General features: G+C 67.0%; 25 protein-coding genes. 19 read left to right on the top strand and 6 right to left on the bottom strand.

From position 1 onward, the window contains the following. Positions 1-4: 4 nt before the first annotated feature. A complete protein-coding gene (locus AC3WMA_RS14290; RefSeq protein WP_492286003.1) occupies positions 5-670 on the bottom strand; it encodes a GntR family transcriptional regulator in 666 nt (221 codons plus the stop codon). 170 nt (positions 671-840) lie between these two features. Here AC3WMA_RS14290 and AC3WMA_RS14295 point away from each other — a divergent pair, with 170 nt between their 5' ends. The 5 genes from AC3WMA_RS14295 (at position 841) to AC3WMA_RS14315 (ending at position 6,829) form a co-directional block, all read left to right on the top strand. Further along, complete coding sequence (locus AC3WMA_RS14295; RefSeq protein ID WP_492286004.1) at positions 841-1,725, top strand: alpha/beta hydrolase family protein; 885 nt, start codon at positions 841-843, stop codon at positions 1,723-1,725. Between the two features lie 29 nt (positions 1,726-1,754). Continuing rightward, the gene (locus AC3WMA_RS14300; RefSeq protein ID WP_492286005.1) at positions 1,755-3,296 is read left to right on the top strand and encodes an ABC transporter substrate-binding protein; all 1,542 of its coding nucleotides are present in this window, start codon (positions 1,755-1,757) and stop codon (positions 3,294-3,296) included. Positions 3,297-3,360: 64 nt separating this feature from the next. Beyond that, positions 3,361-4,305, top strand: coding sequence for an ABC transporter permease (locus AC3WMA_RS14305; protein WP_492286006.1), 945 nt, complete (start codon positions 3,361-3,363; stop codon positions 4,303-4,305). 50 nt (positions 4,306-4,355) lie between these two features. Then, positions 4,356-5,174 (top strand): ABC transporter permease, encoded by an 819-nt coding sequence (locus AC3WMA_RS14310; protein ID WP_492286007.1) that lies wholly within the window; start codon positions 4,356-4,358, stop codon positions 5,172-5,174. Next, positions 5,171-6,829 carry an ABC transporter ATP-binding protein gene (locus AC3WMA_RS14315; RefSeq protein WP_492286008.1) on the top strand — a complete coding sequence of 553 codons (1,659 nt, stop codon included), beginning with the start codon at positions 5,171-5,173 and terminating at the stop codon, positions 6,827-6,829. The genes AC3WMA_RS14310 and AC3WMA_RS14315 overlap by 4 nt, the downstream gene beginning before the upstream one ends. Positions 6,830-6,939: 110 nt before the next feature. Here the strand turns inward: AC3WMA_RS14315 and AC3WMA_RS14320 are convergent, their stop codons facing one another. The 3 genes from AC3WMA_RS14320 to AC3WMA_RS14330 are packed head-to-tail and all read right to left on the bottom strand — an operon-like array spanning position 6,940 to position 9,949. Then, on the bottom strand, positions 6,940-8,133 hold the full coding sequence (locus AC3WMA_RS14320) for an extracellular solute-binding protein (RefSeq protein ID WP_492286009.1): 1,194 nt from the start codon (positions 8,131-8,133) through the stop codon (positions 6,940-6,942). Between the two features lie 32 nt (positions 8,134-8,165). Next, the gene (locus tag AC3WMA_RS14325; RefSeq protein WP_492286010.1) at positions 8,166-9,200 is read right to left on the bottom strand and encodes an N-acetylglucosamine-6-phosphate deacetylase; all 1,035 of its coding nucleotides are present in this window, start codon (positions 9,198-9,200) and stop codon (positions 8,166-8,168) included. A gap of 2 nt (positions 9,201-9,202) precedes the next feature. Further along, positions 9,203-9,949 carry a glucosamine-6-phosphate deaminase gene (locus AC3WMA_RS14330; RefSeq protein ID WP_492286011.1) on the bottom strand — a complete coding sequence of 249 codons (747 nt, stop codon included), beginning with the start codon at positions 9,947-9,949 and terminating at the stop codon, positions 9,203-9,205. A 116-nt stretch (positions 9,950-10,065) separates the two neighbouring features. Here AC3WMA_RS14330 and AC3WMA_RS14335 point away from each other — a divergent pair, with 116 nt between their 5' ends. The 10 genes from AC3WMA_RS14335 (at position 10,066) to AC3WMA_RS14380 (ending at position 20,636) form a co-directional block, all read left to right on the top strand. Then, entirely contained in the window at positions 10,066-11,250 is a 1,185-nt protein-coding gene (locus tag AC3WMA_RS14335) for an ROK family protein (protein ID WP_492286012.1), read from the top strand. 150 nt (positions 11,251-11,400) lie between these two features. After that, positions 11,401-12,573 (top strand): extracellular solute-binding protein, encoded by a 1,173-nt coding sequence (locus tag AC3WMA_RS14340; RefSeq protein ID WP_492286111.1) that lies wholly within the window; start codon positions 11,401-11,403, stop codon positions 12,571-12,573. A gap of 2 nt (positions 12,574-12,575) precedes the next feature. Continuing rightward, positions 12,576-13,598: a Gfo/Idh/MocA family protein gene (locus tag AC3WMA_RS14345; protein WP_492286013.1), complete on the top strand. Its 1,023-nt coding sequence runs from the start codon at positions 12,576-12,578 to the stop codon at positions 13,596-13,598. A 13-nt stretch (positions 13,599-13,611) separates the two neighbouring features. Next, positions 13,612-14,622, top strand: coding sequence for a Gfo/Idh/MocA family protein (locus AC3WMA_RS14350; protein ID WP_492286014.1), 1,011 nt, complete (start codon positions 13,612-13,614; stop codon positions 14,620-14,622). A gap of 118 nt (positions 14,623-14,740) precedes the next feature. Further along, positions 14,741-16,258, top strand: a complete 1,518-nt coding sequence (locus tag AC3WMA_RS14355; RefSeq protein WP_492286015.1) for a xylulokinase — start codon at positions 14,741-14,743, stop codon at positions 16,256-16,258. A 69-nt stretch (positions 16,259-16,327) separates the two neighbouring features. Beyond that, positions 16,328-17,284: an ABC transporter permease gene (locus AC3WMA_RS14360; RefSeq protein WP_492286016.1), complete on the top strand. Its 957-nt coding sequence runs from the start codon at positions 16,328-16,330 to the stop codon at positions 17,282-17,284. Positions 17,285-17,322: 38 nt separating this feature from the next. Continuing rightward, positions 17,323-18,267 carry a sugar ABC transporter substrate-binding protein gene (locus AC3WMA_RS14365; RefSeq protein WP_492286017.1) on the top strand — a complete coding sequence of 315 codons (945 nt, stop codon included), beginning with the start codon at positions 17,323-17,325 and terminating at the stop codon, positions 18,265-18,267. Positions 18,268-18,407: 140 nt separating this feature from the next. After that, positions 18,408-19,172, top strand: coding sequence for an ATP-binding cassette domain-containing protein (locus AC3WMA_RS14370; RefSeq protein WP_492286018.1), 765 nt, complete (start codon positions 18,408-18,410; stop codon positions 19,170-19,172). A 1-nt stretch (position 19,173) separates the two neighbouring features. After that, the gene (locus AC3WMA_RS14375) at positions 19,174-20,103 is read left to right on the top strand and encodes a nucleoside hydrolase (protein WP_492286019.1); all 930 of its coding nucleotides are present in this window, start codon (positions 19,174-19,176) and stop codon (positions 20,101-20,103) included. An 11-nt stretch (positions 20,104-20,114) separates the two neighbouring features. Continuing rightward, positions 20,115-20,636, top strand: coding sequence for a hypothetical protein (locus AC3WMA_RS14380; RefSeq protein WP_492286020.1), 522 nt, complete (start codon positions 20,115-20,117; stop codon positions 20,634-20,636). Between the two features lie 4 nt (positions 20,637-20,640). On the opposite strand, the gene AC3WMA_RS14385 is transcribed toward AC3WMA_RS14380, so the two are convergent. Beyond that, positions 20,641-20,997 carry a hypothetical protein gene (locus AC3WMA_RS14385; protein ID WP_492286021.1) on the bottom strand — a complete coding sequence of 119 codons (357 nt, stop codon included), beginning with the start codon at positions 20,995-20,997 and terminating at the stop codon, positions 20,641-20,643. Beyond that, positions 20,987-22,006 carry a sugar-binding transcriptional regulator gene (locus tag AC3WMA_RS14390; RefSeq protein ID WP_492286022.1) on the bottom strand — a complete coding sequence of 340 codons (1,020 nt, stop codon included), beginning with the start codon at positions 22,004-22,006 and terminating at the stop codon, positions 20,987-20,989. The genes AC3WMA_RS14385 and AC3WMA_RS14390 overlap by 11 nt, the downstream gene beginning before the upstream one ends. Before the next feature lie 156 nt (positions 22,007-22,162). On the opposite strand from AC3WMA_RS14390, the gene AC3WMA_RS14395 reads away from it, so the two are divergent. Genes AC3WMA_RS14395 through AC3WMA_RS14410 form a run of 4 tightly spaced genes read left to right on the top strand, consistent with a single transcriptional unit; the run spans position 22,163 to position 26,784 of the window. Then, positions 22,163-23,524, top strand: coding sequence for an NAD(P)H-dependent oxidoreductase (locus AC3WMA_RS14395; protein WP_492286023.1), 1,362 nt, complete (start codon positions 22,163-22,165; stop codon positions 23,522-23,524). Further along, entirely contained in the window at positions 23,521-24,537 is a 1,017-nt protein-coding gene (locus tag AC3WMA_RS14400) for a thiamine pyrophosphate-dependent dehydrogenase E1 component subunit alpha (RefSeq protein ID WP_492286024.1), read from the top strand. Before AC3WMA_RS14395 ends, AC3WMA_RS14400 begins: the two co-directional genes overlap by 4 nt. Before the next feature lie 13 nt (positions 24,538-24,550). Beyond that, the gene (locus tag AC3WMA_RS14405) at positions 24,551-25,549 is read left to right on the top strand and encodes an alpha-ketoacid dehydrogenase subunit beta (protein WP_492286025.1); all 999 of its coding nucleotides are present in this window, start codon (positions 24,551-24,553) and stop codon (positions 25,547-25,549) included. Next, entirely contained in the window at positions 25,549-26,784 is a 1,236-nt protein-coding gene (locus tag AC3WMA_RS14410; protein WP_492286026.1) for a dihydrolipoamide acetyltransferase family protein, read from the top strand. The genes AC3WMA_RS14405 and AC3WMA_RS14410 overlap by 1 nt, the downstream gene beginning before the upstream one ends. Positions 26,785-26,814: the final 30 nt, after the last annotated feature.

The following is a 26,814-nucleotide window of genomic DNA, read 5'->3' on the forward strand; positions in this document are numbered from 1 at the left end:
CCGCTCAGTCCGGCTCGACCGGAGCCGGGCCGACGGGCGCGCCCTTGATGATATGGGTCGCGATCAGGGTCGCCAGCCGCCCTGCATCGCGAGCCTTCAGGGCCGCCATCATCTCGTAATGCTCGCGGTCGCTCTTCTGGAGCAGTTCATGCGAGCTCCACACCGTGATCTGCGAACCGCGTCCGCGGTCTCGCAGGCCCCAGATCATCTCCTCCAGCACGGCATTGCCGCAAAAGGAGTACATGAATTGATGGAAGGCGCGGTTGATCTCGCTCTGCTCGGTCCGGCTTCCGGTCGTGACCGCAGCGGAGAACTGCGCCGCCAGCGCGTCCAGCCGCGCGATCGCGGCGTCGTCGATCTGCGCGACGATGCCTTCGGCCGTGGCCCGCTCCAGGATGATGCGCGTCGCGAGGATCTCCTCATAGGTCTTCAGGTCGACCTCGGCGACGCGATAGCCCCGGTTCGGGACATGCTCGATCGTCTTGCGCACGGCGAGTTCGTCGAGAGCGCTGCGCACGTCGAAACGCGTCGCCTGGAAGCGCTCCTCGAGGTCGATCTGGCGCAGCCACTCGCCCGGCCTGAACGCGCGCAGACGGATCGCCTGCGCGATCTCGTTGGCGAGCATGGCGCGCCGCGTGCTGGTGTTCTTGCGTTTCCGCTCGGACGTCATGGCAGGCTCTCTAAAGCATTTTCGAGCGGGGTGGACACCGGTTCGCGTGAAGAAACTGCGACGGAACAATGCTCTAGCAGGATTCGCGCGACACGGAAGAAGTTGGTTGCGAAGACAACCATATCATGCAACATAATTGGCGCCAATAATTTCGCCATAGGAGAGAGCCCGTGAACGCCGTGGCAGAACAGACCGCCAAGCCCGACACTGAGGCGGCCGCCCGCGCCAAGGCGCTCTACGAATACGGTCCGACCTCGATCTACTCCTCGAAGCACGATGCGCGCTTCCCCTATTGCCTCTATGTCCCGCCGAGCCTGGGCGAGGGCGGCGAGAAGCCGGAGCTGATCGTCGCGATGCACGGCACCGGCCGCGGCTTCACCGGCTATCGCGACGCCTTCTCGTCCTTCGCCCGCTGGAACAACTGCATCATCCTGGCACCGCTCTTCCCGATCGGGGTGATGGGCGACGGCTATCGCGACGGCTTCAAGTACATGCGCGAGGGCAACCTCCGTTACGACCACATCCTGCTCGCCATCGTCGAGGAGGTTTCCGAGCGTTACGGCATCGCCTTCGATCGCTTCGGCCTGTTCGGCTATTCCGGCGGCGGCCATTTCGCCCATCGCTTCCTGATGCTGCAGCCGAACAAGCTCTGGGGCGTCTCGATCGGCGCGCCGGGCTCGGTCACCCTGCTCGACCCCAGCCGCGACTGGTGGGTCGGCACCCGCAACTTCGCCGAGCTCTTCGGCCAGGAGCTCGACATTCCCGCGATGAAGCAGGTCGCGGTGCAGATGGTCGTCGGCGCCGCCGATCTCGAGACCTGGGAGATCACCCACAAGCCGGGCGGCCGCAACTGGATGCCGGACGCCAACCATGCCGGCACCAACCGGCCGGAACGGCTGGCGAGCCTGCGCGACAATTTCGCCGCGCACGGCATCGCGGCCCGCTTCGACCTCGTGCCGAATACGCCGCATGACGGCGTCAAGGTCGTGCCGGTCGTCGAGGATTTCTTCGCCGGCGAGCTCGCCCGCATCCGCGCCGCCCGCAAGGCCGCCTGAACAATCATAACGACAACAGGGGAACCATCATGAAGCGCCTCCTTGTCTCTGTCGCCGCGCTCTCCCTCTCGGCCGGCGCCCTCCAGGCCCAGACGCTGACGGCCGTGCTCAACGCCGATATCCGCTCGACCAATCCGGGCGTGAATCGCGACGGCAACACCGACGCCGTCGTGCTGCACATGGTCGAGGGCCTCGTCGGCTATGCCGAGGACGGCTCGATCGGCCCGTTGCTCGCCGAGAAGGTCGAGATCTCGCCCGACGGCAAGACCTATACCTTCCGCCTGCGCAAGGGCGTGAAGTTCCATAACGGCGCGACCATGACCTCGGCCGACGTGCTGTGGAGCTGGAACCGCTACATGGATGCGAAGACGGACTGGCGCTGCATCTCCGATTTCGACGGGCGCAACGGCCTCAAGGTCGAGAAGATCTCGGCCCCGGATGCCGACACCGTCGTGATGGAGATCAACGAGCCGAACGGGCTCTTCCTCGACTCGCTCGCCCGCGCCGATTGCGGCGGCACCGCCGTGATCCACAAGGACTCGGTCAAGGCCGATGGCAGCTGGGACAAGCCGATCGGCACCGGCCCCTTCATGCTCGGCGAATGGAAGCGCGCCCAGTCGGTCCAGCTTCTCGCCTTCGACCAGTATGTCTCGCCCAAGGGCGACAAGCGCGACGGCTATATCGGCTCGAAGCGCCCGCTGGTGAAGGAAGCGCGCTTCATGGTCATTCCCGACGCGGCGACGGTGAAGGCAGGCCTGCTGGCGGGCTCGCTCGACATGGCGCTGATGCCGGAATCGGACGTGCCCGACCTCAAGAAGGCCGCGAACCTGACGCTCGCCATCGCGCCGAACCCGGTCCGGCACAGCCTGATCATCCAGACGCGCGATCCGGTGATGAAGAACCAGGCCCTGCGCCAGGCGGTCGCCGCCGCGATCGATTTCCCCGAGCTCGTCGCCAATGTCACCAACGGCCTCGGCAAGCCCAACAACTCGCCGGTCTACCTGACCTCGAAGTACTTCGGCGACGTCCAGAAGCAGGGCTTCAAATACGATCCGGCCGCGGCCAAGGCCCTGCTCCAGAAGGCCGGCTACAAGGGCGAGAAGATCGTGATCCTCGCCAACAAGCGCTCCTCGGTGCCGAGCTTCAACACCGCCGTCATCGCCCAGGCGATGATGCAGGCGGTGGGCATCAATGCCGAGATCGAGGTGCTGGAATGGGCGACGCAGCTGGATCGCTACAACAAGGGCAACTACCAGATGCAGTCCTTCTCCTATTCGAGCCGCTTCGACCCCGCGCTCGGATTCGAGCAGATCGCCGGCCCGAAGGACAAGCAACCGCGCAAGATCTGGGAGGAGCCGGAAGCGCTCGCCCTGATCCAGAAGTCGATGGTGGTGACCGATACGGCCGAGCGCCAGAAGATCTTCGACGACCTGCACAAGCGCTTCATCAACGAGGTCCCGACCATCTTCACCCATAACGACCTCGACATCATCGCCCATTCCAAGAAGGTCAGCGGGGTGACGCCCTGGGCGTCCCAGCTGCGCCTCTGGGAGGTCAGCGTCACGAAGTGATGCGTGCTCCGGCTCCGCCGTGAGGCGGGGTCGGGTTTTGTCCTGAGGCTTGGGAGGGCCTTTGATGTTTCGGTTTGCGCTGACGCGGATCGCGATGGCCTTGCCGACGCTGCTGATTGTCGCGGTGTCGGTTTTTGTCCTGATCCGTCTGATTCCGGGTGACCCGGCCCAGTTGATGCTGGGGGACCTGGCGACGCCGGCGAGCCTGGCGGATCTGCGGGCCCGGCTCGGGCTCGACCAGTCTCTGCCGGCCCAGTTCGGCATCTGGATCGGCAACGTCGTGAGCGGCGATTTCGGCCAGTCGATCTCGTCGCAGCAGGCGGTGCTGCCGCTGATCCTGCAGCGCTTCTGGGTCTCGGCCCAGATCGTGCTGGTCGCGGTCTTGCTGGCGAGCTGCGTCGCGGTGCCGGCCGGCGTCATCGCCGCCTGGAAGCAGGATTCGGCCCTCGATCTCGGCCTCGTCGCGACCGCGACGCTGCTGCTCTCGATCCCGACCTTCTGGCTCGGCCTGCTGCTGCTGCTGTTCTTCGGGCTCAAGCTCGAATGGCTGCCGGTCGTCGGCTATGTCTCGATCGCCGAGAACCCCTGGGCCGGCATCCTCTATCTGGTCATGCCGATCCTGACGCTGTTCCTGCACGAGATCGGCGTGATCCTGCGCATGGCCCGCGCCTCGACGCTCGAAGTGCTCCGGCTCGACTACATCACCCATGCCCGCGCCAAGGGCCTGTCGGAAGGCGCGGTGCTCTGGCGCCATGCCTTCAAGAACGCCTTCGGCCCGACCTGGACCCTGATCGGCCTCGTGCTCGGCAACCTGCTCGGCGGCATCGCGGTGGTCGAGACGGTCTTCACAATCCCGGGCCTCGGCCGCCTGCTCGTCGATGCGATCTTCGCCCGCGACTATCCGGTGATCCAGGGCTGCATGCTCTTCGTCGCCTTCACCTATGTCCTGGTGAACCTCGTCATCGACCTCTGCTACCCGGTCTTCGATCCAAGGGTGACGGCGCAATGAGCACCGACAGCACAACGACGGGTGGCGGCACCGTCAGGAAGCCCAGCCGCATGAAGCTCCCCGCCCCCAATGCGATCGTCGGCGGCACGCTGATCGGCATCCTGCTCGTGACGGCCTGCACCGGCGCGCTCTGGACGCCCTATGATCCGCTCAAGCTCTCCTTCCGCGAGAAGCTCGCCGCGCCCTCGGCGCTGCACTGGCTCGGCACCGACGAGTTCGGCCGCGACGTGCTCTCGCGCCTGATGGCGGGCGCCGCGACCTCGGTCTGGATCTCGATCCTCACCGTCACGCTCGCCGTTGTGATGGGCACGCTGATCGGCCTGTTCTCCGGCTATATGCGCGGCTGGACCGATCGCATCATCATGGCCTTCAACGATGCGCTGCTCGCCTTTCCCGGCATCCTGCTGGCGCTCGGCCTGCTCGCGGTGGTCGGCGCCAACAAATACGGCATCATCGTAGCCCTCGGCATCGCCTATACGCCCTCGGTCGCCCGCGTCGTGCGCGGCACGGTCTTGTCCCTGCGCGAGCGCGAGTTCATCGCGGCCTCGCGGGTGATGGGCAACTCGGAGGGCTTCACCATGGCCCGCCACATCCTGCCGAACTGCATCGCGCCACTCACCGTGCTGGCGACCTCGATGTTCGGCTATGTCCTGCTGGCCGAGAGCGCGCTCTCCTTCCTCGGCCTCGGCGTGCCGCCGCCGGCCCCGACCTGGGGCAACATGCTGGCGGGCTCCAGGCCCTATATCGGTCAGGCCGTCTGGCTCGGCATCTTCCCGGGTCTGTGCATCTCGCTGACGCTGCTCGGCATCAACCTGCTCGGCGACGCCGTGCGCGACCGGCTCGACCCGCGGATGAGGGGCTCGCGATGACCACCAAACCGCTTCTCGACGTCGCCCATCTCACGCTCAAGATCGGCGGCTCCGGCCGCACCGTGGTCAACGACGTCTCCTTCCAGGTCTTCCCGGGCGAGATCGTCGGCATCGTCGGCGAATCCGGCTCAGGCAAGACGCTGGCGGCGCGGGCCGTGATGGGCTTCATCCCGCCGGCGGTGCGGCTGGAGGGCGGCACGATCCGCTTCGACGGCCAGGACGTCATGGCGATGTCCGCCAAGGATCTGCGCACCATGCGCGGCGCCAAGGTCGGCATGGTCTTCCAGGAGCCGATGACCTCGCTCAACCCCTCGATGCTGATCGGGCGCCAGCTCGACGAGGGGCTGGCGCTGCATCGCAAGCTCGATGCAAGCCAGCGTCGCGCCCTGATCCTCGACATGCTCAGGAGCGTGGGCCTGCGCGATCCGGAAGGGGCGCTCAGCGCCTATCCGCACCAGTTCTCCGGCGGCATGCGCCAGCGCATCATGCTGGCCTCGGTGATGCTGCTGAAGCCCGCCCTGCTGCTGGCGGACGAGCCGACCACCGCGCTCGACGCCGTCGTCCAGCGCGACGTCATGGAGCTGATGGTCGAGCTGACCAAGGCCAACGACACCGCCGTGCTGCTGATCTCGCATGATCTCGGCATGGTCGCGCGCTATTGCAGCCGCATCGTCGTGATGTGCCAGGGCGACGTGGTCGAGCAGGGCCCAAGCGAGGACATCCTCGCCCGGCCGCAGCACCCCTATACCCGCAAGCTGCTCTCGGCGATGCCGCATCGCCTGCCGGCCCGCCTCCTGCCGGAGGCGAAGACGCCGATCGTCGCGGTGCGCGATCTCGTCGTCGAGTATCCCGGCCGCCAGGGCTTCTTCCGCAAGGGTGAGGCCAAGCGCGCCCTGCACGGCATCAGCATCGACGTGCAGCCCGGCGAGGTCGTCGCGGTGGTCGGCGGCTCGGGCTCGGGCAAGACCACGCTCGGCCAGTCGATCGCCGGCCTCGTCAAGCCGGCCGGCGGCGAGATCCGCTTCAACGGCAAGCCGATCACCAAGAGCGAGACGGCCTATTGGGACTACCGGCTGAACTGCCAGATGGTGTTCCAGGACCCCTATTCCTCGCTCGACCCGCGCATGACGATCCAGCAGCTCGTGGCGGAACCGCTACGCCTCGTCCCCGACATGAGCCCGGCCGATCGCAAGGCCCGCGTCGCCGAGGTGCTGGCCGAGGTGGGCCTGGGCGACGGCTTCGCCGAGCGTTATCCGCACGAGCTCTCGGGCGGCCAGCGCCAGCGCATCGCGATCGCGCGGGCCATCGTGCGCCGGCCGAGCTTCGTCATCGCCGACGAGCCGGTCTCGGCCCTCGACGTCACGGTCAGGGCGCAGGTGCTCGAGCTCTTCGACGAGCTCCAGAAGAAGCACGGCTTCTCCTGCCTGTTCATCAGCCACGATCTCGGCGTGGTCGAGCAGGTCGCCGACCGCGTCATCGTCATGCAGGACGGCAAGATCGTCGAGGAAGGCCCCAGAGACGACATCTTCGACAATCCGCAGCACCCCTACACGCAAAAGCTCCTCGCCGCCGTCCCAGGCTTGGAGAGCACCCCCGAGGGAGGGGTGAGGCTCTTCTGGAGACGCGCCGAGAACGACGCTTCGATCGTCGGTTGAGCCTGAAACGAAATCGGCCCGGAACCATCGGCGGTGGCGGCACCGCGTGATGGTTTCCGGGCCTTTCTGTCGCTCCGCCTCAGGGCGGAGCGAAGAGATGGTGGTATCGGTCAGCGCTTGCGCTTGGCGCCGACCAACTCGTCCCATTTGCGGAAGGCGACGACCATCTTGTCGGGCTTCAGCGGCAGTTCGATCGGGTTCTTGGCGATGAGGTCGGCATATTCCGGCCGGCCGAACTCCGCTATCACGTCCTGGCTGCGCTTCGGCGCCAGCGACAGCGGCACGTCCTTCACCGCCGGGCCCGGATAGAGATAGCCCTCGTCATAGGAATAGGCCTGCATCTTCGGCGTCAGCACATGCGCCATGATGTCGAGCACGACGGCGAGGCGATCGTTCGGGATGCCCTTCGGCACGCACATGAAGAAGGCGTCCGAGACCCAGTGGAAGCCCTTCAGCGTCTGGATCCTGGCTTCCTTGGGCACGATGCCGAGCGCGCGCGGGTTGATGTCCCAGCCCGTGGTCGAGATGATGATGTCGCGCGAACCGTCGCCGAACTCCTTCATCGTCGCGCCGGTGCCGGCCGGGTAGTACTCGATATACTCGCCGATCGCCTGCAGATAAGCCCAGGTCTTGTCCCAGCCATTGACCGGATCCTGCGGGTCCTTGTCGCCGAGGATATAGGGCAGGCCCATCATGAAGGTGCGCCCCGGGCCGGAATTGGTCGGGCGCGCATACATGAACTTGTTCGGGTTGGCCTTGGCCCAGGCGAGTAGCTCCTCCGCCGTGGTCGGCACCTGCTTGACGCGGTCCGGCATGTATTCGAGCAGCGGGCCGGACGGGTAGTAGTTCACCACCGTGCCGAAGCCCGCGCCCTGCACCTTGTGCAGGTTGAGCGCCGCCGGCTCGTAGTTCTGCTCGATATTGGGGAATTTCTCGGCGAAATCCGGGAAGATCTTGAGCCAGAGATTCTGCTCCAGTCCGGCGGCGAGGCCGTCCGAGCCGGTCAGGACGAGGTCGAGATCGGCGCGGCCGGCATCCTGCTGCGCCTTGATCTTGCTCGCCAGCTCCGGCGCCGGCGCCTTCACATAGGTGATGCGCGAGACGAGCTTGGGATTGTTGGCGCGGTAGTCGTCGAAGGCCTGCTGCATCAGGGCGAGCGCACCGCCGACATCGATGATGTTGATGCCGACCGGCGCTGACGGCAGCGCCGGCACGGCCGCACGCGCTCCGGTGCCGCCAAGCGTCAGTGCACCAAGCCCGCCCAGAACGGTGCGGCGATCCACGCCTTTTGAAAATTCGCTCATGCTTCTCCCCTTTTCATTGGTTGATGACGTCTTCAGGCTGCCGCCTCAGTGGCGAAGTCACGGCGCTCGTTGCCGACGCGCACGCTGCGAACCCGGAGATCCGGCGACCACTCGATCGCGCTCTCCGGCAAGGTGATTCCGGCGCCGGCCAGTGCATTGGCGATGCAGGCCAGCGCATGGGTCGAGGCCATCGCGACCGCCTCCTCAGGCGTCGCGATGCCCCAGGCGACGACATTGCGGACGGCATCGTCGAGCTTGAGCGCCGAACCCGCCAGCGAATCGCCGTTGACCTGATAGACCGAGCCGTCGGGCCGGAGTTCGACCGGCATCCCGGCGAAGCTGTAGCGGCCGGGCACGGCGCCCGCCGCGACCACGGCATCGGTAACCAGGATCGAGCGCTCGAAGCCCTTGGCCCGAATCAGGCTTTTCAGCGCCTTCGGCGGAAGGTGGATACCGTCGGCGATGAAGCCGGCCATCAGGCGGTCCTCGCCGAGCTGCGCGAACAGCGAATTCGACAGCTTGGGCAAGTCCTGCGGCAGGCCGTTGCCGAGATGGGTCGAGAGCGTCACCCCGACATCGGCCGCCGCCGCGACGATCTCGAAATCGACGGCGGAATGGCCGATGGCGACGACCTTGCCCATGCGGGCGAGCTGGCCGGCGAGCGCGATCCCCCCCGCGATCTCCGGCGCCAGCGTCACCATTAGGATCGGCCGGGACAGCAACGCTTCGAGACGCGCGATCAGGTGCGCGGTGGCCGCCGTCATCGCCTCCGGCGGATGGCAGCCGCAATAGCCGGCAGCCGGGTTCAGGAACGGGCCTTCGAGGTGGTAGCCCGGGCACATCAACGGCCCGAGCCGGCTGCCCGTCACCGCCGCATCGAGCGCGCGGAAGCGCTCCTCCAGCTCATGCGGATGGGCGGTGATGATGGTCGGCAGGCAGGTGGTGACACCCGTCGCCAGCATCGCCTCCAGCGCCCGGTCGAGCTCGGCCGCTGTGACCGTGCCGGAGTTGAAATCCAACCCGGCAAAGCCGTTCACCTGAAGATCGACGAGACCGGGCGTGTGCATGGTCAGCTCTTCCGGCTCAGCAGGGAGGCGGCCGGCGGATCGATGAACAGCACGGTCCGCTTGTGCGTCTGCAGGATCGAGGCGGGCGCCAGGTTGCTGACCGGCCCTTCCAGCGCCGCCTTCGTCGCCGCGGCCTTGCGGGTGTCGGAGACGGAGAGGACGATCAGTTCGCTCTTCAGGATCTGGCGGATGCTCATCGAGATCGCCTGCTGCGGCACGTCAGCGAAGCTCGGGAACCAGCCCTCGCCGAATTGCTGTTGCCGGCAGGCATCGTCGAGAGTGACGACGAGATAGGGTTCCTCGGTGTCGAAATCGGCCGGCGGATCATTGAAGGCGAGATGGCAGTTCTCGCCGAACCCGGCAAAGCAGACCGCGATGCGCTTGCCGGCGATCTGCTGGTTCAGCTGCTTCACGGCCGCGGCGGGATCGCCCTCGCCATCGACCGGAATGAAGGTCGGCGCATTCTTGAGCGGCGCCATGAAGCGCTCGCGCAGATAGCGCCGGAAGCTCGCCGGGTGGCTCTCGGGCAGGCCGACATATTCGTCGAGATGGAAGGCCGTGACCTTCGACCAGTCGATGCCCTCGGCCGCGACGAGATGGTTCAGCATCTCGAACTGGCTGGCGCCGGTCGCCACGATGATGGTCGCCGTGCCGTGACGGGCGAGTTCGTCGCGGATGGCCTGCGCGCCCAGCGCCGCCGCCTGCCGGCCGAGCTCGTCCTTGTCGGCGGCGAGATGCATCTCGATCATCGAATTTTGAACCTTTTATGCCAGTAATTTTCCGATATTCTGAGAACGAGCTTATGAAGCTTCGTCCGAAACGCAACGATTAATTTTGAACGCAACCGTTCCGAATAGAGCCTGCCTTGTCCCTGCTGACGCTCGACGAAACCCGCCTCGCACTTGCCCATGACCGGGACTGCGCCCGGATCTACCGGCTGATCCTCAATGGCGAGGCGCATTCGCGCGCCGATATCGGCCGCATCCTGCAATTGCGCTCGACCAGCGTCTCGCGCGTCGTCGGTGATCTCATCGCGCGCCGGCTGGTCATCGAGGCGGTCGGAGAAGCGAGCGGGCGCGGACGCCCCCCGGCGATCCTCGTCGCGCATACCCGCCGCATCGGCGCTTCCGTGATCTATGTCTCCAGCCAGTCGCTCTCCGGCGCACTGGTCGATCTCAACGGCCACCTCGTCGCCGAGCGCCGGCGCCCCATCGCGGGCGATGCCGACAATGCCGCGATCGCCGCCGTGATGGCGGAGCTTGCGCGCGATCTTCTCGACGCGATGCCGCCGGGCATGAGCCATGCCGGCACCGCCGTTTCGCTCTCCGGCCTGATCGACCTGAAACGGGGCCAGTGGCTGCTGGCCTCGCGCTGGCCGCGCATGCGCGGGCTCGACATCGCCTCGGTGCTCGAGCCTGTGGCCGGGCCGGTCACGATCTGCCGCAATCTGGACGCCGAATTGCGCGCCCGCGCGGCCCGCGAGCCCGAGAACTTCGCGGGCGGCACGATCCTGCTGCATTGGGGCTGGGGCGTCGGGCTTGCCTATGCGGTCGATGGCGAGCCGTTCGCCCCGACCGGCTCCTTCGGCGAGATCGGCCATTGGCGGCTCGCCGCGCTCGGCGGGCGCCGCTGCGGCTGCGGCAATACCGCCTGCCTCGAAACCGGCGCCGCGCTCTGGTCGCTCCTCCCCGCCTTGCGTCGGCACTGGCCCGATCTCGACCAGGACGAGGTGCGCCTGGCGCGTCAGCTCGCCGGTCTCGACCTGCTGTCATTGCCCGAGATGGAGATGGCGACGGAGCTGCTCGCCCGCGCGCTCGCCAATGCCTGCCGGATGCTCTTCCCCGCCCGGATCGCGGTGAGCGGCCCCTTTTCCGCCAATCCGCAGCTCTGGGCCCGGTTCAACAGGCTGTTCCGGGCGGAAGGCACCATGGACGGCTTCGCCGTGCCCGATCTCACCGGCGCGCCCGCCAGCCATCTCTACGAAATCCATGGCGCCGCCGCGCCTTTGCTCAGCCGCGCGACCGAAGCTCTCCTCCTCGAACACGCCTGATCGGCCCCGCTTGCCATGTCCCGGCGCGGTGCCCGCCATGCCGTTGAATCCGCTGGCGCGTCGTGGGGTGGTGCACTAGTATCCCAGTCAAATGCTCCGGATGCCGCTCACGGCATCGCAAAAGAGAGCTCAACCCAGGGAGAGATCATGATCCACCCGACACGTCGCACCGTCATGGCCGGAGCGGCCGGCCTCGCCGCGTTGAAAGCCGGCGGAGCACTGGCGCAAAGCGCCCCCGTCGCCCTCAACATCATCGATGTCGCCGGCAATCTTCAGCTGACGCAGATCGCCATCGAGAAATTCGCCAAGGACAATCCGAAGCTGATCTCGCGCCTGAATTTCTCACGCGCGCCCTCGCCGGAGCTGCCGGCCAAGCTCAAGGCCCAGCAGCAGGCCAACCGCGTCGATATCGACCTCGTGCTCACCGGCCCCGGCGCCATGTCGGACGGCATCCAGCAAGGGCTCTGGGTCGATGTCTGGAAGTCCCATGCCAAGGACCTGCCGAAGCCCGAAGAAATTTATCACGAGCAGGCGCTGATGATGCAGCGCAATTTCGGCCAGAACGAAGGCGTCGCGGTCGTCTATTCGCCCTCCGGCCCGCTCTTCGAATATGCGCCCGAGCGGCTCAAGACCGTACCGAAGACCGCCGCGGACCTGCTCGCCTATGTCAAGCAGAACCCGAAGCGCTTCACCTATGCCCGCCCCGTCAATTCCGGCCCCGGCTGGACCTGGCTGCAGGGCCTGCCCTACATCCTCGGCGATGCCGACCCGACCGACCCGATGAAGGGCTGGGACAAGACCTGGGTCTATCTCAAGGAGCTCGGCACCGGCGTCGACTACTATCCGGGCGGCACCGCCGCGACGATGAAGGAGCTCGGCGAAGGCACCCGCGACGTCATCGTCTCGACGCTCGGCTGGGACATCAACCCGCGCGTGCTCGGCATCGTGCCGAAGGAAGCCAAGGTCTTCGTCCTCGCCAACACGCACTGGATTCCCGACACCCAGTTCATGTGCATCCCCAAGGGCGTTCCGGCCGAGAAGATGGCGGCGCTGGTCGCGCTCATGGCCCATATGCTGAAGCCGGAAGCCCAGGCCGTGACCTATGACAAGGGCTATTTCTATCCGGGCCCGGCGATCAAGGGCGTGACGCTCGCCATGGCGCCGCAGGAAAGCCGCGATATCCTCGCCGAATATGGCCGGCCGGAATATGACGGACTGATCACCAGCCTGCCGACCCGCCCGCCGCTGACGCCCGAGCGTCTCGTCGCCGCCTTCCGGCGCTGGGACCAGGAAATCGGCGTCGGCCACAACGCGCCGCAATAACCATGCGCTTCGCCGCCATCGGCCTCGACCACCGCCATATCTACCATATGGTCGGCGGTCTCCTCGAAGCCGGCGCGACCTGCGTCGGCTTCGATCCCGCGACCAGCGATGAGCGCGTCCTCGCCGGCTTCCGCGAGCGCTTCCCGGATCTGCCGGAAAGCACGGCCGACCGGCTGATCGACGACCCGTCGATCGACCTGATCGCCTGCGCCGCCATCCCCGCGGAGCGCGCCGCGCTGGCGGTCCGCGCCATGCGGGCCGGCAAGGATGTCATGGTCGACAAGCCCGGCGTCACCGATTTCAATCAGCTCGCCGCCGTCGAGAAGGTGGTCGCCGAGACCGGGCGCATCTTCTCTATCTGCTTCTCCGAGCGCTTCACCGTTCCGGCGACGATCATAGCCGGCAAATTGATCGCGGACGGTGCGATTGGTCGCGTCGTTCAGACGCTCGGCATGGGCCCGCATCGGCTCAACCGCACGATCCGGCCGGGCTGGTTCTTCGACAAGCGCCATTATGGCGGCATCCTCACCGATATCGCCTCGCACCAGATCGACCAGTTCCTGCATTTCACCGGCTCTGATGATGCGGAAATCGTGGCCTCCGGCATCGGCCATTTCGGCACGCCGGCCCTGCCCGATTTCGAGGATTTCGGCGAGGTCTTGCTGCGCAGCGACCGGGCCGGCGGCTATATCCGGGTCGACTGGTTCACGGCCGACGGCCTGCCGACCTGGGGCGACGGCCGCCTCACCATCCTCGGCACCGAAGGCACCATCGAATTGCGCAAATATGTCGATATCGCCGGCCGCCCTGGCACCGACCATGTCTTCCTCGTCGACAAGGGCGGCACCCGCCATATCAATGCGTTCGGCGAACCGCTGACCTATTTTCGCAACCTCGTCGCCGATATCGGCGCCCGCAGCGAAACCGCGATGAGCCAGCGCCACGCCTTCACCGTCTGCCGGCTCGCGCTGGAGGCGCAGGCCAAGGCAGCCTGGCTGCCGGCGAAACCAGTCACTCGCGCTTGAGGAACGACCCGTCATGACACGCAAGCTCGGCATCGCCGTGATCGGGCTTGGCCCCGCTTCCCTGCCGCATTCGAAAAGCCTGCTCGACCTCACTGAGCGCGCCGAGACGCGCTGGGCCGTGAGCCGCACGCCGGACCGTGCCAAGGCCTATGCCGCGCAATTCCCCTTCCCGACCACGACCGATCTCGACGCCGTGCTGGCCGACCCGGCTGTCGATGCCTGCATCGTGCTGACGCCGCCGTCGAGCCATCTCGACGTCTCCGCGCTTTGCCTTGAAGCCGGCAAACATGTTCTGGTCGAGAAGCCGCTGGAACTGACCAGCGAGCGCGGCCAGCGCCTCGTCGATACCGCCCGCCGGACGGCTAAGACCTTCGGCGTGACGCTCCAGCACCGCTTCCGCCCGGCGAGCTTGCGCCTCAAAGCTGCCCTCGATTCCGGCGAGCTCGGCACGATCGAGGCCGCCTTCCTCTCCGTGCCCTGGTGGCGTCCGCAGAGCTACTATGACGAGCCGGGCCGCGGCACGCTCGCCCGCGATGGCGGCGGCGTTCTCCTGACCCAGGCAATCCACTCGCTCGACCTGTTCCGCTCGCTTGTCGGCGTCTCCCGCGTTGTGGCGGCGCAGGCCCGCACCACCGCCCTCCATCGCATGGAAACCGAGGATTACGTCTCGGCTCTGCTGGAGACCGGCAACGGCGCCCCCGCCACGCTGGTGACAACTACAGCCGCCTATCCCGGCTATCCCGAGCGCATCGAGATCACCGGCACCAAGGGCTTTGCCGCGTTGATCGGCGGGCGCCTGCGCCTCGCCTTTCTCGACGGGCGCGAGGAGATCGTCGAGGCCGAGGGCTCAACCGGCAGCGGCGCCAACATCATGGATTTCCCGCATGACGCCCATCGCGCCGTCATCGCCGATTTCCTCGATGCGATCGCGCAGGGCCGCGACCCCGTCGTCACCGGCGAGGAGGCACTGGCCTCGCAAAGGCTGGTCGACGACATCCTCAAGGCGGCCAAGCGTGGCGCCTGAACGAGGCATCCTTGACTCGCAGGCGATTTATGACGCTCCAAGGGTCGATGCCTGAAGGTAGCTTCGTGAAACCCGCTGTCCCGTCCGCTCGCCGTCTCGTCCTGGTCAGGGCCGGACGATGAGTGTCGTCCTCGCCTGCGATCTTGGCGGCAGCAGCTTCCGCGCCGCGCTGATCGACGATCGCGGAACGACATTGGTCGAGTATGCGGTGCCCGGCCCAGCCTTGCACGATCATCTCGACTGCTCGGAAGTCGCCGCGCACGCCTGGTGGACACAGCTGCTCGAAGCCGCTGCCAGGCTCGCCGAACAAGCGCCGGAGCTGTTCGCGGCAGTCCGGGCCATCGCGATCTGCGGCGTGACCCGGACGCAGGTCTTCCTCGGCCATGACGGTCATGAACTGCGCCCGGCCATGACCTGGAAGGATGCGCGCTCGGACAGCATCGCCGCCCGATTGCGGGAGACGCTGGCCGATCATCCCGAGGCCGCCCGCATCAACGCCTTCCACCCGCTCGCGCGCCTCGCCTGGCTGGCCGAGAACGAGCCTGAGAACGCCCGCGCGCGCGCTTGCGTGCTGGAGCCCAAGGACTACCTGAACTTTTGCCTGACAGGCCGGCGCGCGAGCGATCCCGTTTCGCTCGCACGATTGATCGCGTGCACCGAAAACGTCGATGGCCGCTCGGCATTTGACACAATCGGCCTCTCGCCGAGCCTGATCCCGACCATTCTCGAACCGACCGAGATCGCCGCCCCCGTCCGCGCCGGCCTGCCCGCGCCCTTAGACAAGCTCGCCGGCATCCCCGTCTTCTGCGGCTGCAACGATACCTGGGCCGCCGTCGCGGGTCTCGGCGCGCTGCGTCCGGGCTATGCCTACAACATCTCCGGCACCACCGAGGTGCTCGGCGTGCTCGGCCCCGATCAGGCCGAAGCCGAAGGGCTGATCTCCGTCGATTGGCGCGGCCTTTGGCATCTCGGCGGCCCCAGCCAGAACGGCGCCGACACCATCGCCTGGCTCAACGGCCTGCTCGGTGGCACCGGCCCTGTCGGCGAGACGATCGAGCGCCTTCTCGCTGGCCAGCGCCATCCGCAACCGCTGCTCTTCCTGCCCTATCTGCAAGGCGAGCGCGTGCCCTATTGGGACCCGAATCTGCGCGGCGCCTTCATCGGGCTCGGCCGCCGGCATGGCCCGACCGATCTCGCCTATGCCGTGCTCGAAGGCGTTGCCTGCCAGAACCGCCTCGTGCTGGAGCGGGCGGAGGGCGCGCTCGGCACCCGCGTCGACGAGATCCGCTTCGGCGGCGGCGCTGCCGCCAATCCGGTCTGGGCACAGGTCAAGGCCGATATTTGCGGACGCCCGATCGTCGTCGGCACGGCCAAAGAACCCGGCCTGCTCGGCGCGGCGATCATCGCCTGGACGGGACTTGGCCGCTTCGCATCGCTGGAAGCCGCGCAGGATGCCCTCGTCAGCATTGCCCGCCGCTATGAGCCCGACCCGGCGCGGCGCCCGACCTATAACGCGCTCTATGCCCTCTATCGGCAGAGCGAAGCGGCACTGGCACCGATCTCGGCCGATCTCGTGGCGCTGGCGCAGGACACCGCCGCGCTGCCCGGTCTCGCCAACCCGGAAAGCGCGACGTAAAGGACTGATCATGCCGACGATTCGAAACCGGGCGCCGGCGCGCAGGATCGCGAAGAAGGGAAGCTGAGCTTGGGCCGCATCGACCCGCGCGAACTGATCGGACGCTACGGCACGGCGATCGCCGGTCTGACCCTGATCCTGTTCTTCCTGATCTTCGCGCCGAACTTCGCCAGCACGATGAACGTCATCAATGTGCTGAAGGATACGAGCTTCCTCGCCATCCTCGCGCTCGGCTTCGCGCTCGCCTTCACGGTGGCCGAGCTCGATCTCTCCGTCGCGGAGATGGCGAGCCTCGCGGCGGTCGTCTGTGGCTGGCTCGTCCATGCACAATATCCGCCGGCCGTCGCGGTATCGGCTGCCATCGGCGTCGGCCTCGTGCTGGGCACGCTGAACGGCTACGGCGTCACCCTGCTGCGCATCCCCTCGCTGATCATGACGCTCGGCACCGCGGCGATCGCCAAGGGCTTTGCCTTCATGATCACGCAGGGCGTCGCCTTCGTCGGGCGCTGGCCGGTCGGTTTCACCGGGCTCGCCCGCGGCTACTCCTTCGGCATCCCCAATCTCGTGCTCTGGATGGCGGGCGCCACGCTCTTCGCCTATGGACTCGTCAAATGGACCCGGACCGGCGCCCATATGGTCGCGACCGGCGAGGCGGACGAGGCCGCGCGGCTCGCCGGCATCGCCACGGCCCGGATGAAGCGCATCGGCCTGTTGCTCTCCGGCGTCTTCGCCGGCCTGATGGCCATGCTGCTCGCCGCCAACCTCTCTTCGGCCGCGCCCAACATGGCGGGCGACTACCTGCTCTATGCCATCGCCGCCGTGCTGCTCGGCATGACCATGTTCGAGCCCGGCAAGCCCAATATCCCCGGCACGGTCTTTGCCGCGCTGGTGCTCAAGGTGCTCGGCAACGGCTTGGTGCTGATGGGCGCGCCCTATTACATCCAGGACATCGTGCTCGGCGCGATCATCATCGGCTCGGTCGCCTTCTCGGCCAGCGCGATGAAGAAGGCGGCGTTCAAGGTTTGATCTCGACGACAACAAACAGAATGAGGGGAGTGGGTTTCATGTTCGGTTTCAGGAAGATGCTGGTCGCCGCCGCGGCGCTCGTAGCGTTCGGTCAATCCGCGAGCGCCTTCGAGCTCGGCATCATCGGCTTCCAGTTTACATCGGAAACGCATGCGCGCGTCGCCAATGCCGCGGCAGCCGCCGCCAAGGCGAGGGGCTGGAACGTCACGCTGCTGAATTCGGAAGGCGCGCTGCCGAAGCACGCCGAGCAGTTCGACGCGCTGATCGCCAAGAAGGTCGATGCCATCATCATCGCCATGGGCAAGCCGGTCGAGGCCGACGCCCAGTTCAAGGCGGCGAAGGATGCCAAGATCCCGGTCATCACCGTGCAGTCGGGTTCGAGCCCGCATGCGCTCTTCGACATCCAGACCAACGAGTACAAGGTCGGTGCCGATGCCGCGCTCTACCTGCTCGGCCAGCTCGGCTACCAGGGCAACATCGTCTCGGCCCGCTTCGACCTCAACGTCGCCTCGCGCATCCGTGGCCGCCTGCTCGACGCCGTCCTCGCCGAGAACCAGGCGGTAAAGGAGCTCGGCAAGTTCTCGATGGCCCGCACCCAGAGCTGGCGCGACGATGTCCGCGCCGGCATGCAGGCGCTGCTCCTGCAGAACCAGGGCAAGATCAACGGCATCTGGGCTTCCTTCGACGGCCAGGCCTATATCATCGACGACCTCTTGCAGGCCCAAGGCGTGAAGAAGGGCCAGATCCCGCTGATCTCGGTCGATGGCGGCAAGGAGAGCTACGAGCGCATCGCCGATCCGAACTCGACCTTCATGGCGACCGTCGCCGTGCCCTTCGAGGAGATGGGCAAGCAGGCGGTCGACGCCATCCAGGCGATCGTCGTCGACAAGAAGCCGAAGGAGAGCATCACATCGGGCCCCTATCTCTTCACGGACGCCGTGCTGGTCGACAAGAACAACGTCCAGCAGTTCCTGAAGAAGTGACGGCGCCGCCGTCATTGCGAGGAGCAGAGCGACGAAGCAATCCAGGGGCGGCAGGGCTCAACGGCGACACCCCGTCCCCCTTGGATTGCTTCGCTTCGCTCGCAATGACGACGGAGCGCGAGCAGGCAGGCGATGCAACAATGACCAACCCCACCCCTCTCCTCTCGCTGCGCGGCATCGGCAAGGCCTATGGCCCGGTCGTAGCCGTGCGTGATGTCGATCTCGACATCTTCAAGGGCGAGGTCGTGGCGCTTTGCGGCGACAACGGCGCCGGCAAGTCGAGCCTGATCAAGGTGATCTCCGGCGCCGAGGAGGCGACGAGCGGCACGATCAGCCTGCGCGGTAAGCCGGTCACCTTCGCCTCGCCGCATGACGCGCTGGAGAACGGCGTCGCGACGATCTACCAGGATCTCGCGCTCGCCCCGCGCCTCTCCATCGCCCAGAACGTCTTCATGGGCTCGGAATTGACTAAGCCCATGCTGCTGCCCTTCCTGCGCATCCTCGACAAGAAGAAGATGATCGCGGAATCGCAGCGCTATCTCTCGCAGCTCTCCGCCGCCGTCACTGACATGACCCGGCCGGTCGAGCGGCTTTCGGGCGGCCAGCGCCAGGCGGTCGCGATCTCCCGCGCGCTGCGCTGGAATGCCGAGATCATCATCATGGACGAGCCGACCGCCGCGCTCGGCGTCAAGGAAAGCGCCCTCGTCCTTGACCTCATCCGCAAGCTCAAGGCGGACGGGCGCACTGTCATCCTGATCAGCCATAACATGCGCGATGTGGTCACGCTGGCCGATCGCGTTGTGATCATGGGCGCGGGCCGCAAATACGTCGACCGTCCGCTCGGCGACCTCGGCGCCGACGACATCGCCCATCTGATCATGGCCGGCAACGCGAGGGCAGCCTGAGATGCGCGAAGCCATCATCATCGACACCGATCCCGGCCAGGACGATGCCGTCGCCCTGCTGCTCGCCTTCGCCAGCGCCGATCGGATCGATCTCCGAGCGATCACCACCGTCGCCGGCAATGTCCCGGTCGCGCAGACGACAGTGAATGCGCTGCGTATCCGCGATCTCTGCCAACGCGAGGACACTCCGGTCTATCGCGGCGCCGAAGGCCCGTTGGTCTTCGAGTTGGAAACCGCTGAATTCGTCTGCGGCCCGGACGGGCTGGATGGCGCCGATCTGCCCGAGCCGAGCAGCAAGGCGGCGCCCGGCCATGCCGTGCAGGCGATCATCGACATCTGCCGCGCGGCTCCTGCGGACAGCATTACGCTCTGCCCGCTTGGGCCGCTGACCAATCTGGCGCTGGCCTTCCGGCTGGCGCCGGACATCCTGCCGAAGGTCAGGCGCATCGTGCTGATGGGCGGCGCCATCGGGCTCGGCAACATCACGCCCGCGGCCGAGTTCAACACCTATGTCGACCCGCATGCAGCAGCGATCCTCTTCGCTTGCGGCCGGCCGATCGTGATGTTCGGCCTCGGCGTCACGCTCCAGGCCATCGCCAGCCATGACCAGATCGCCCGCATCGGCGCGCTCGGCACCGCCACCGGCAAGGCCGTTCACGGCATGCTGACACGCCCGCGCCCCGGCTGTCTCGGCTCGAACGGCCACCCGATGCACGACCCCTGCGTCATCGCCTTCCTGCTCTGGCCTGAGCTGTTTGACGGTCGCGACTGCTTTGTCGCGGTCGAGACCGGCGACGGCCCCTTGCGCGGTCGCACCACGATCGACTGGAACGGCCGCCTCAAGCGCGAGCCCAACGCCCATGTCGTCGCGGCCGTGCAGGCCCATGAGCTGTTCGAGCGGATGATCGAACGCCTCGCCACGTTGCCCTGAGAGACCAAGCCATGCCGCATTTCGTCGAAGCGCTGCAGCAGGAAGCGGCGGAAGCCATCGCGCAGATGCAGGAGGCGGCCCTGCGCGCCCGCCACGCCCATGCCCGTGCCGAGCTGATGCGCCACATGTTGACCACCGCCCGCAAGGTCAAGGACAAGCCGAAGGTCGAAGCCGTCGAGACGGTTGTACGCGAATGGATGGACGCCTGGAATCTCGGCCGCAGCGACTGGCCGCATATCGGCCGCGAGATGGAGAGCTTCACCGAGGCCTTCCACGACTACGCCAATGATCCGAGCGACGCCCACGACACGCATCTGCGCGAGAGCTGTGCCGCGCTCGACGCCGTCCTGGAGCAGGAGGCCACCTCGATCTCCGACCAGATGGCCTTCCGCTCGCAATGCGCCCATGGCTGGTGGGAGCAGGTGAAGCCCGTGCCGGCCGACCTGCCCGGCCGCAAGCCGCGCCCATCCGTGCCGGGGCTTGAATCCGGCAAAGCATTCTGGGAAGCCGGCTGCGCGGCGTTCTGCCGCTGACGCGTTACGGTAGCTGCTGGTTCTCGAAGAACCCGTCCAGCGGGATCTGGGTCGTCTTCTCGAAATCGTCCATCGCGTCGAGCAGGCGCTGGCGGTAGTTCAAGAGCGCCAGCAGCAACTGCGCCGCGTCGCGCGACAATCCGTAGCGCGCCCAGCTCTCCGATGTCCGCCGCTCCAGCCCGATCTGGTCGCCGAAGACCTCGACCGTCGAAAAGCCCAGGCCCTGCACCACCTCCAGCAATTCCTCGGCCGACATGCGCGGCTTCACAACATGGGAGTGCACCCGCTCCAGCATCAAGCGGATGTCGGACGGCCGGAACTGCAGGGAGTTGCGCGCGAACTGCTCGAAATTATTGGCCATCTCGTCTCTCCCGTTCGGCTGCCTTTGGCGCCGGCTCCGCGCTGCCGGCCAGCAAGGCCTCGGCAGCGCCTTCATCCGTGATCAGCACCTTCGCGGCGCTCGCCCGCAAGGCCGCGCGGATCGCATGTTCCTTGTGGGCGCCGCCGGCCGCGATCGCGACGAGGCCGATGCCTCTGAGATCGGCCGGGCTCACCGCCATGATACGCCGGTTGACTGGATGGTCCACCAGTTCGCCCGCGGCATCGATGAAATGGCAGACGAGGTCGCCGACCGCCCCAGCCTTCTTCAGGCCCGCCAGATCGGATTGCGGCAGCAGCCCCTCACGGAAAAGCGTCGAATCCGGGACGAGGTCGCCGACGCTGACCAGCGCGATATCGGCAGCGCGGGCCCGGTCGAGCAGGTCCCGCAGGGTTGGCTCGCGCCAGAGCGCGTCGCGGATTTCGGCATTCGAGACGAAGACCGGCGCGGTCAACTGGAAGCAGTCGGCCCCGAACATATCGGCGACGCGACGCGCCACGGCCGAGGGGTTGATGCTGCGCGAATGCGTGAGCCCGCCCAGCAGCGAGACCACCGACATCGCCTCGACCTGGCGCGGCTGCATGCCCCGGAGCGCCAGATGCAGGGTCTGCCCCCAGCCGACGGCCAATGACATGTTGTCGGTCAGGTTGTCGGAGAGCCAGAGCCCTGCGGCATAGCCGACCAGCGCCGAAACGCTGGCCGCATCGCGCGCCGCCGGCACCACCACCGCTTCCTTCAGGCCAAAGGCCGTGACGAGCCCGCGCTCCAGACCCGCCTGCCGGGCCGAGCGCGCATCGATCCTGATCTTGACCAAACCTTCGGAGCGCGCGGCCGCCAGCATGCGGATCACCTTGATCCGGCTCAGGCCCAGCGCCTCGGCGATCTGCTCCTGGGTCAGGCCCTCGACATAGTAGAGCCAGGCGGCGCGGACCTTCGCCTCCGCCACCGGCATCTCGCCCTGGATCAGTCCTGCTCCGAATGCGTCTTCCACGAGCGCTCCCTGCCGCACCGCCTCGGGTACCTGCGCCACCATCACCGCATCACGCGGCTCAGGCAACCTGTTTGAACATCTGTACGCTTGACAGGACGAATGACATGTTCTTTTGTTCCTAAATAAGAACATATGTCCTAGGGAGTGATATCAACGATGGCCGCGATCCAGCCGCAGCCGCCTTTGGGCGCGCCCGTCGTCGGCCTGTCCCTGGCCGAGGCTCTCGAATTGCGTGCCAAGGCCGGCAAGCCGGTCCGCGTCGGCCTGATCGGCGCCGGCCAGATGGGCACCGATATCGTCGTCCAGATCTCCCAGATGACCGGCATCGAGATCGCAGCCGTCGCCGATATCGCGCCGGATCGCGTCGCCGAGGCCGCCACGCTCGCCGGGCGCAAGGGCGATGTCGACAATGTCACCGACGAGGCCGGGCTCGACGCCAGCAGGCGCAAGGGCCGCATCGCCGCCACGACCTCGCTCGACCTGATCTGCCGCTCGCCTCATGTCGACGTGATCATCGACGCCACCGGGAACCCGGAAGCCGGCTCGCGGGTCGCGCTGACCGCCATCGCCGCGCGCAAGCATATCGTGATGATGAATGTCGAGGCCGACATCACCATCGGCTCCTATCTCGCGGTCGAGGCGGCAAAGGCGGGCGTGGTTTACACGTTGGGCGCCGGCGACGAGCCTGCCGCCGCGATGGAGCTGATCAATTTCGTCCGTGCCATGGGCTATCCCGTCGTCGCCGCCGGCAAGGGCAAGAACAACCCGTTCCGCATCGACGCCGTACCCGCCGACTATGTCGAGGAAGCGACGCGCCGGAACATGAACCCGCGCATGCTCGTCGAGTTCGTCGACGGCTCGAAGACGATGGTCGAGATGGTCGCCATCGCCAATGCCTGCGGCTTCGTGCCGGATATCCCCGGCATGCACGGCCCGGCCGCACCGAAAGACGAATTGCAGAATTATTTCTGCCCGAAGGAAGAGGGCGGTCTGCTTTCGCAGAAGGGCGTCGTCGATTTCTCGGTGGCCAAGGGCGTGGCGCCCGGCGTCTTCGCCGTCGCCGAGATGCGCCATCCCCGCGTTCGCGAGCGGATGAGCGACCTGCATCTCGGCCCCGGCCCGTATTATTCCTTCTTCCGGCCCTATCACCTGACCAGCCTGGAAGTGCCACTCTCGGCCGCCGCCGCCGTCATCTTCAACCAGAGCCATATGCGCCCGCTGCCGGTGCCGACCTCCGAGGTCGGCTGCGTCGCCAAGCGCGATCTCGCCGCCGGCGAGACGCTCGATGCCATCGGCGAATACGGCTATCGCGGCTTCGCCCTCTCCCGCGCCGATGCCCAGGCCCGCAAGGCGCTGCCGATCGGCCTCGCCCAGGGCGCGACCATGACCCGGCCCGTCCGCAAGGGCGAACTGATCACGCTGGCCGACGCCACCCCCGACGAACGGCTGAAAATCGTCGAGGTGCGCCGCGCCCAGGATGCGATGATCGCCGCGCTGACCTCCGGAGCCCAAGAATGAGCGCTGAACCCATGAGCGCTGACCAGAAGCCGAACCAGCGGCCGGAACTCGCCGCGCTCGACGATGCCACGGTGGCGCAGGCGCTGACCCGCATGCACCTGATCCGCAAGTTCGAGGAGGCGGCCGAGGCGAGCTATATGCGCGGGCTGATCCACGGCACGATGCATCTCTCGATCGGGCAGGAAGCCAGCGCCGTCGGCACGACGCTGCCGCTCGAAGCCCATGACTACATCCTCTCGACCCATCGCGGCCACGGCCACTGCATCGCGCGCGGTGCCGAGCCGAAGCTGATGTTCGCCGAGTTCTTCGGCAAGGAGACCGGCTACTGCAAGGGCCGCGGCGGCTCGATGCATATCGCCGATGTCGAGGGCGGCAATCTCGGCGCCAACGGCATCGTCGGTGGCGGCCTGCCGATCGCGGTCGGTGTCGGCATGAGTATCAAGGCGCAGAAGAACGGCCGGGTCTGCATGGTCTTCTTCGGCGATGGCGCCTCGAACGAGGGCGCCTTCCACGAGGCGCTGAACATGGCCTCGATCTGGAAGCTGCCGGTCGTCTTCGTCTGCGAGAACAACAAATACGGCATGTCGATGGATATCGGCCGCGCCATGGCGGTGCCGAACGTCGCCGACCGCGCGGCCGCCTACGGCATGCCCGGCCACTGCCTCGACGGCAACGACCTCGCCGGCGTCGCGAAGGTCGCGAAGGTCGCGATCGCGCGCGCCCGCTCCGGCGAGGGCCCCTCGCTGATCGAGTGCAAGACGTATCGCTGGCGCGGCCATTCCAAGAGCGACCGCAACCTCTACCGCTCCAAGGAAGAGATCGAGGAATGGCGCAACCAGGACCCGATCCGGCGGCTCGAGGACGAGCTCAAGGCGCATGACCGCTTCGACGCGGCCACGCTGATGAAGCTCGAAGAGGACGCCCAGCGCGACATCGACGCCGCCGTCGAATTCGCCCGCGCCTGCCCGGACCCCGATCCGAAAGACCTGACCCGTGACGTCTATGCCCTCTGACACGCTTGAAGCCGTGAGCGAGATCCGCGAACTCTCCTATGCCGAAGCCGTGCGCGAGGCGCTCGGCCAGGCGATGGAGGCCGACGAGCGCGTCTTCCTCTTCGGCGAGGATGTCGGCGTCTATGGCGGCGCCTTCGGCGTCTCCGGCGATCTCGTCCATCGCTTCGGCAAGGACCGCGTGATCGACACTCCGATCAGCGAGCTCGGCATCGCCGGCGCGGCGGTCGGCGCGGCGATCACCGGCATGCGCCCGGTGCTGGAGATCCAGTTCTCGGACTTCGTCACGCTGGCCATGGAGCAGCTCGTCAATCAGGCGGCCAAGATTCGCTTCATGTTCGGCGGCAAGGCGAGCGTGCCGATGGTCGTGCGCCTGCCCGGTGGCTCCGGCACCGGCGCCGCCGCCCAGCACAGCCAGAGCCTCGAAGCCTGGTTCGCTCATGTGCCCGGGCTGAAAGTCCTGCAACCGAGCACGCCGCATGACGCCAAGGGCATGCTGCTCGCGGCGATCGACGACCCCAACCCCGTCCTGATCTTCGAGCACAAGCTGCTCTACAAGACCAAGGGCCATGTCCCGGCAGAGGCCTATCGCGTCCCGATCGGCAAGGCCGCGATCCGCCGCGAGGGCACGGATGTGACCATCGTCGGCTCCTCGATCATGGCCCGCAAGGCGGAAGCCGCGGCCGAACGCCTGGCAAGCGACGGCATCTCGGCCGAGGTGATCGACCTGCGCTCGATCCGCCCGATCGACTTCACCACGATCGCCGAGAGCGTGCGCAAGACGCATCGCCTGCTGGTCGTCTACGAGGGTGTGAAGACGATGGGTATCGGCGCCGAGATCTCGGCCATGATCGCCGAGAGCGAAGTCTTCGATTTCCTGGATGCGCCGATCATCCGGCTCGGCGGCGCCGATGCGCCGATCCCCTACAATCCGGTGCTGGAGAAGGCGGCCGTCCCGCAGGAGGACGACATCGTCACTGCAGCCACCAATCTCGTCCGCCGCGGGGAAGCCTGATGCCCATCGAGGTCATCCTTCCCAAGGTCGACATGGACATGGAGACGGGCACGATCGAGGCTTGGCATGTCAAGGAAGGCGACCGGGTCCGCCAGGGCGACACGATCTTCGAGATCGGCACCAACAAGGCCGTGATGGAGGTCGAGGCCCCCGCCAGCGGCGCGATCCGAAACATCAAGGCCGAGACCGGCGTGCCGATCTCGGTCGGAACACCCGTTGCGTGGATCTACCTCGACGGTGAGGCCGCCACCACACCGTCCGAGCCGGCAGCCGCTGCGGCTACCGTGGCGGCTGCCACACCCCTTTCGAAGGCCGAGGCGCCGGCCGCTCCGGTGATTGCGGTCACACCGGCCTCGTCAGGCCTGCGCGCGACCCCGCTCGCCCGCCGCATCGCCCGCCAGAACGCCCTCGACCTCAAGACCGTGACCGGCACCGGTCCGCGCGGCCGCATCGGCGAATCCGACGTGAAGCGCCATCTGGAGCAGCGGCCGCGCTGCGCTTCGGCGCCGGAAGCACGCCCCGCGCCGACCTCCTCGGCGAATGCTTCCGAGGGCCGCCTGCAACCCTTCTCCGCCATCCGCCGCATCGTCGCGAACCGGCTCTCCGAGAGCATGCGCACCGCCCCGCATTTCTATCTGACATCCGAGATCGAGATGAGCGCCGCGCGCGACCTGCTCGGCCGCCTCGCCAAGAGGCACGAGCGCATCGGCGCGCCCAAGCCCAGCCTGACCGTGCTGATCGCCCGCGTCACTGCGCGCATCCTGCGCGATCACCCGGTCATCAATGCCTCTGTCGAGGGCGAGGCGACCCGCTTCCACGAACGCGTCGATATCGGCATCGCGATGGAGCGTGACGGCGACCTCGTCGTGCCCGTGCTGCGCGATGCCGGCGCCATGGACATGCCTGCGATGACCCGCGAATTCGCCCGGCTCCGCGAGGGCATGGCGAAGCGAACGCTGACCCCGGCAGAGCTCGGCGGCGGCACCTTCACCATCTCCAATCTCGGCATGTACGGTGTCGACTCGTTCACCGCGATCATCAATCCGCCGCAGGGCGCGATCCTCGCGGTCGGCCGCACCATCGACAAGCCGGTCGGGCGCGAGGGCCAGATCGTGCTCCGGCCGATGGCGAACTTCACGCTGTCCTCGGATCACCGCATCGTCGACGGCGTCGCGGCGGCCCGTTTCATGGCCGATCTGCGCGAGGCCCTTGAAAACCCCGAGCTGCTTCTGTGAAGGAAGATGGTAGCCGGTCGCCGCATCGCG

The organism is Allobosea sp. FW305-C-101 (genome assembly GCF_058783685.1).

Excerpts from the sequence above, each read along its gene's own strand:
- AC3WMA_RS14345 (WP_492286013.1), top strand. The coding sequence starts at position 12,576 with ATGCGCTTCGCCGCCATCGGCCTCGACCACCGCCATATCTACCATATG.
- AC3WMA_RS14290 (WP_492286003.1), bottom strand. The coding sequence starts at position 670 with ATGACGTCCGAGCGGAAACGCAAGAACACCAGCACGCGGCGCGCCATG.
- AC3WMA_RS14410 (WP_492286026.1), top strand. The coding sequence starts at position 25,549 with ATGCCCATCGAGGTCATCCTTCCCAAGGTCGACATGGACATGGAGACG.
- AC3WMA_RS14315 (WP_492286008.1), top strand. The coding sequence starts at position 5,171 with ATGACCACCAAACCGCTTCTCGACGTCGCCCATCTCACGCTCAAGATC.
- AC3WMA_RS14300 (WP_492286005.1), top strand. The coding sequence starts at position 1,755 with ATGAAGCGCCTCCTTGTCTCTGTCGCCGCGCTCTCCCTCTCGGCCGGC.
- AC3WMA_RS14330 (WP_492286011.1), bottom strand. The coding sequence starts at position 9,949 with ATGATCGAGATGCATCTCGCCGCCGACAAGGACGAGCTCGGCCGGCAG.
- AC3WMA_RS14370 (WP_492286018.1), top strand. The coding sequence starts at position 18,408 with ATGACCAACCCCACCCCTCTCCTCTCGCTGCGCGGCATCGGCAAGGCC.
- AC3WMA_RS14395 (WP_492286023.1), top strand. The coding sequence starts at position 22,163 with ATGGCCGCGATCCAGCCGCAGCCGCCTTTGGGCGCGCCCGTCGTCGGC.
- AC3WMA_RS14365 (WP_492286017.1), top strand. The coding sequence starts at position 17,323 with ATGTTCGGTTTCAGGAAGATGCTGGTCGCCGCCGCGGCGCTCGTAGCG.
- AC3WMA_RS14305 (WP_492286006.1), top strand. The coding sequence starts at position 3,361 with ATGTTTCGGTTTGCGCTGACGCGGATCGCGATGGCCTTGCCGACGCTG.
- AC3WMA_RS14380 (WP_492286020.1), top strand. The coding sequence starts at position 20,115 with ATGCCGCATTTCGTCGAAGCGCTGCAGCAGGAAGCGGCGGAAGCCATC.
- AC3WMA_RS14350 (WP_492286014.1), top strand. The coding sequence starts at position 13,612 with ATGACACGCAAGCTCGGCATCGCCGTGATCGGGCTTGGCCCCGCTTCC.
- AC3WMA_RS14375 (WP_492286019.1), top strand. The coding sequence starts at position 19,174 with ATGCGCGAAGCCATCATCATCGACACCGATCCCGGCCAGGACGATGCC.
- AC3WMA_RS14310 (WP_492286007.1), top strand. The coding sequence starts at position 4,356 with ATGAAGCTCCCCGCCCCCAATGCGATCGTCGGCGGCACGCTGATCGGC.
- AC3WMA_RS14325 (WP_492286010.1), bottom strand. The coding sequence starts at position 9,200 with ATGCACACGCCCGGTCTCGTCGATCTTCAGGTGAACGGCTTTGCCGGG.
- AC3WMA_RS14320 (WP_492286009.1), bottom strand. The coding sequence starts at position 8,133 with ATGAGCGAATTTTCAAAAGGCGTGGATCGCCGCACCGTTCTGGGCGGG.
- AC3WMA_RS14385 (WP_492286021.1), bottom strand. The coding sequence starts at position 20,997 with ATGGCCAATAATTTCGAGCAGTTCGCGCGCAACTCCCTGCAGTTCCGG.
- AC3WMA_RS14355 (WP_492286015.1), top strand. The coding sequence starts at position 14,741 with ATGAGTGTCGTCCTCGCCTGCGATCTTGGCGGCAGCAGCTTCCGCGCC.
- AC3WMA_RS14400 (WP_492286024.1), top strand. The coding sequence starts at position 23,521 with ATGAGCGCTGAACCCATGAGCGCTGACCAGAAGCCGAACCAGCGGCCG.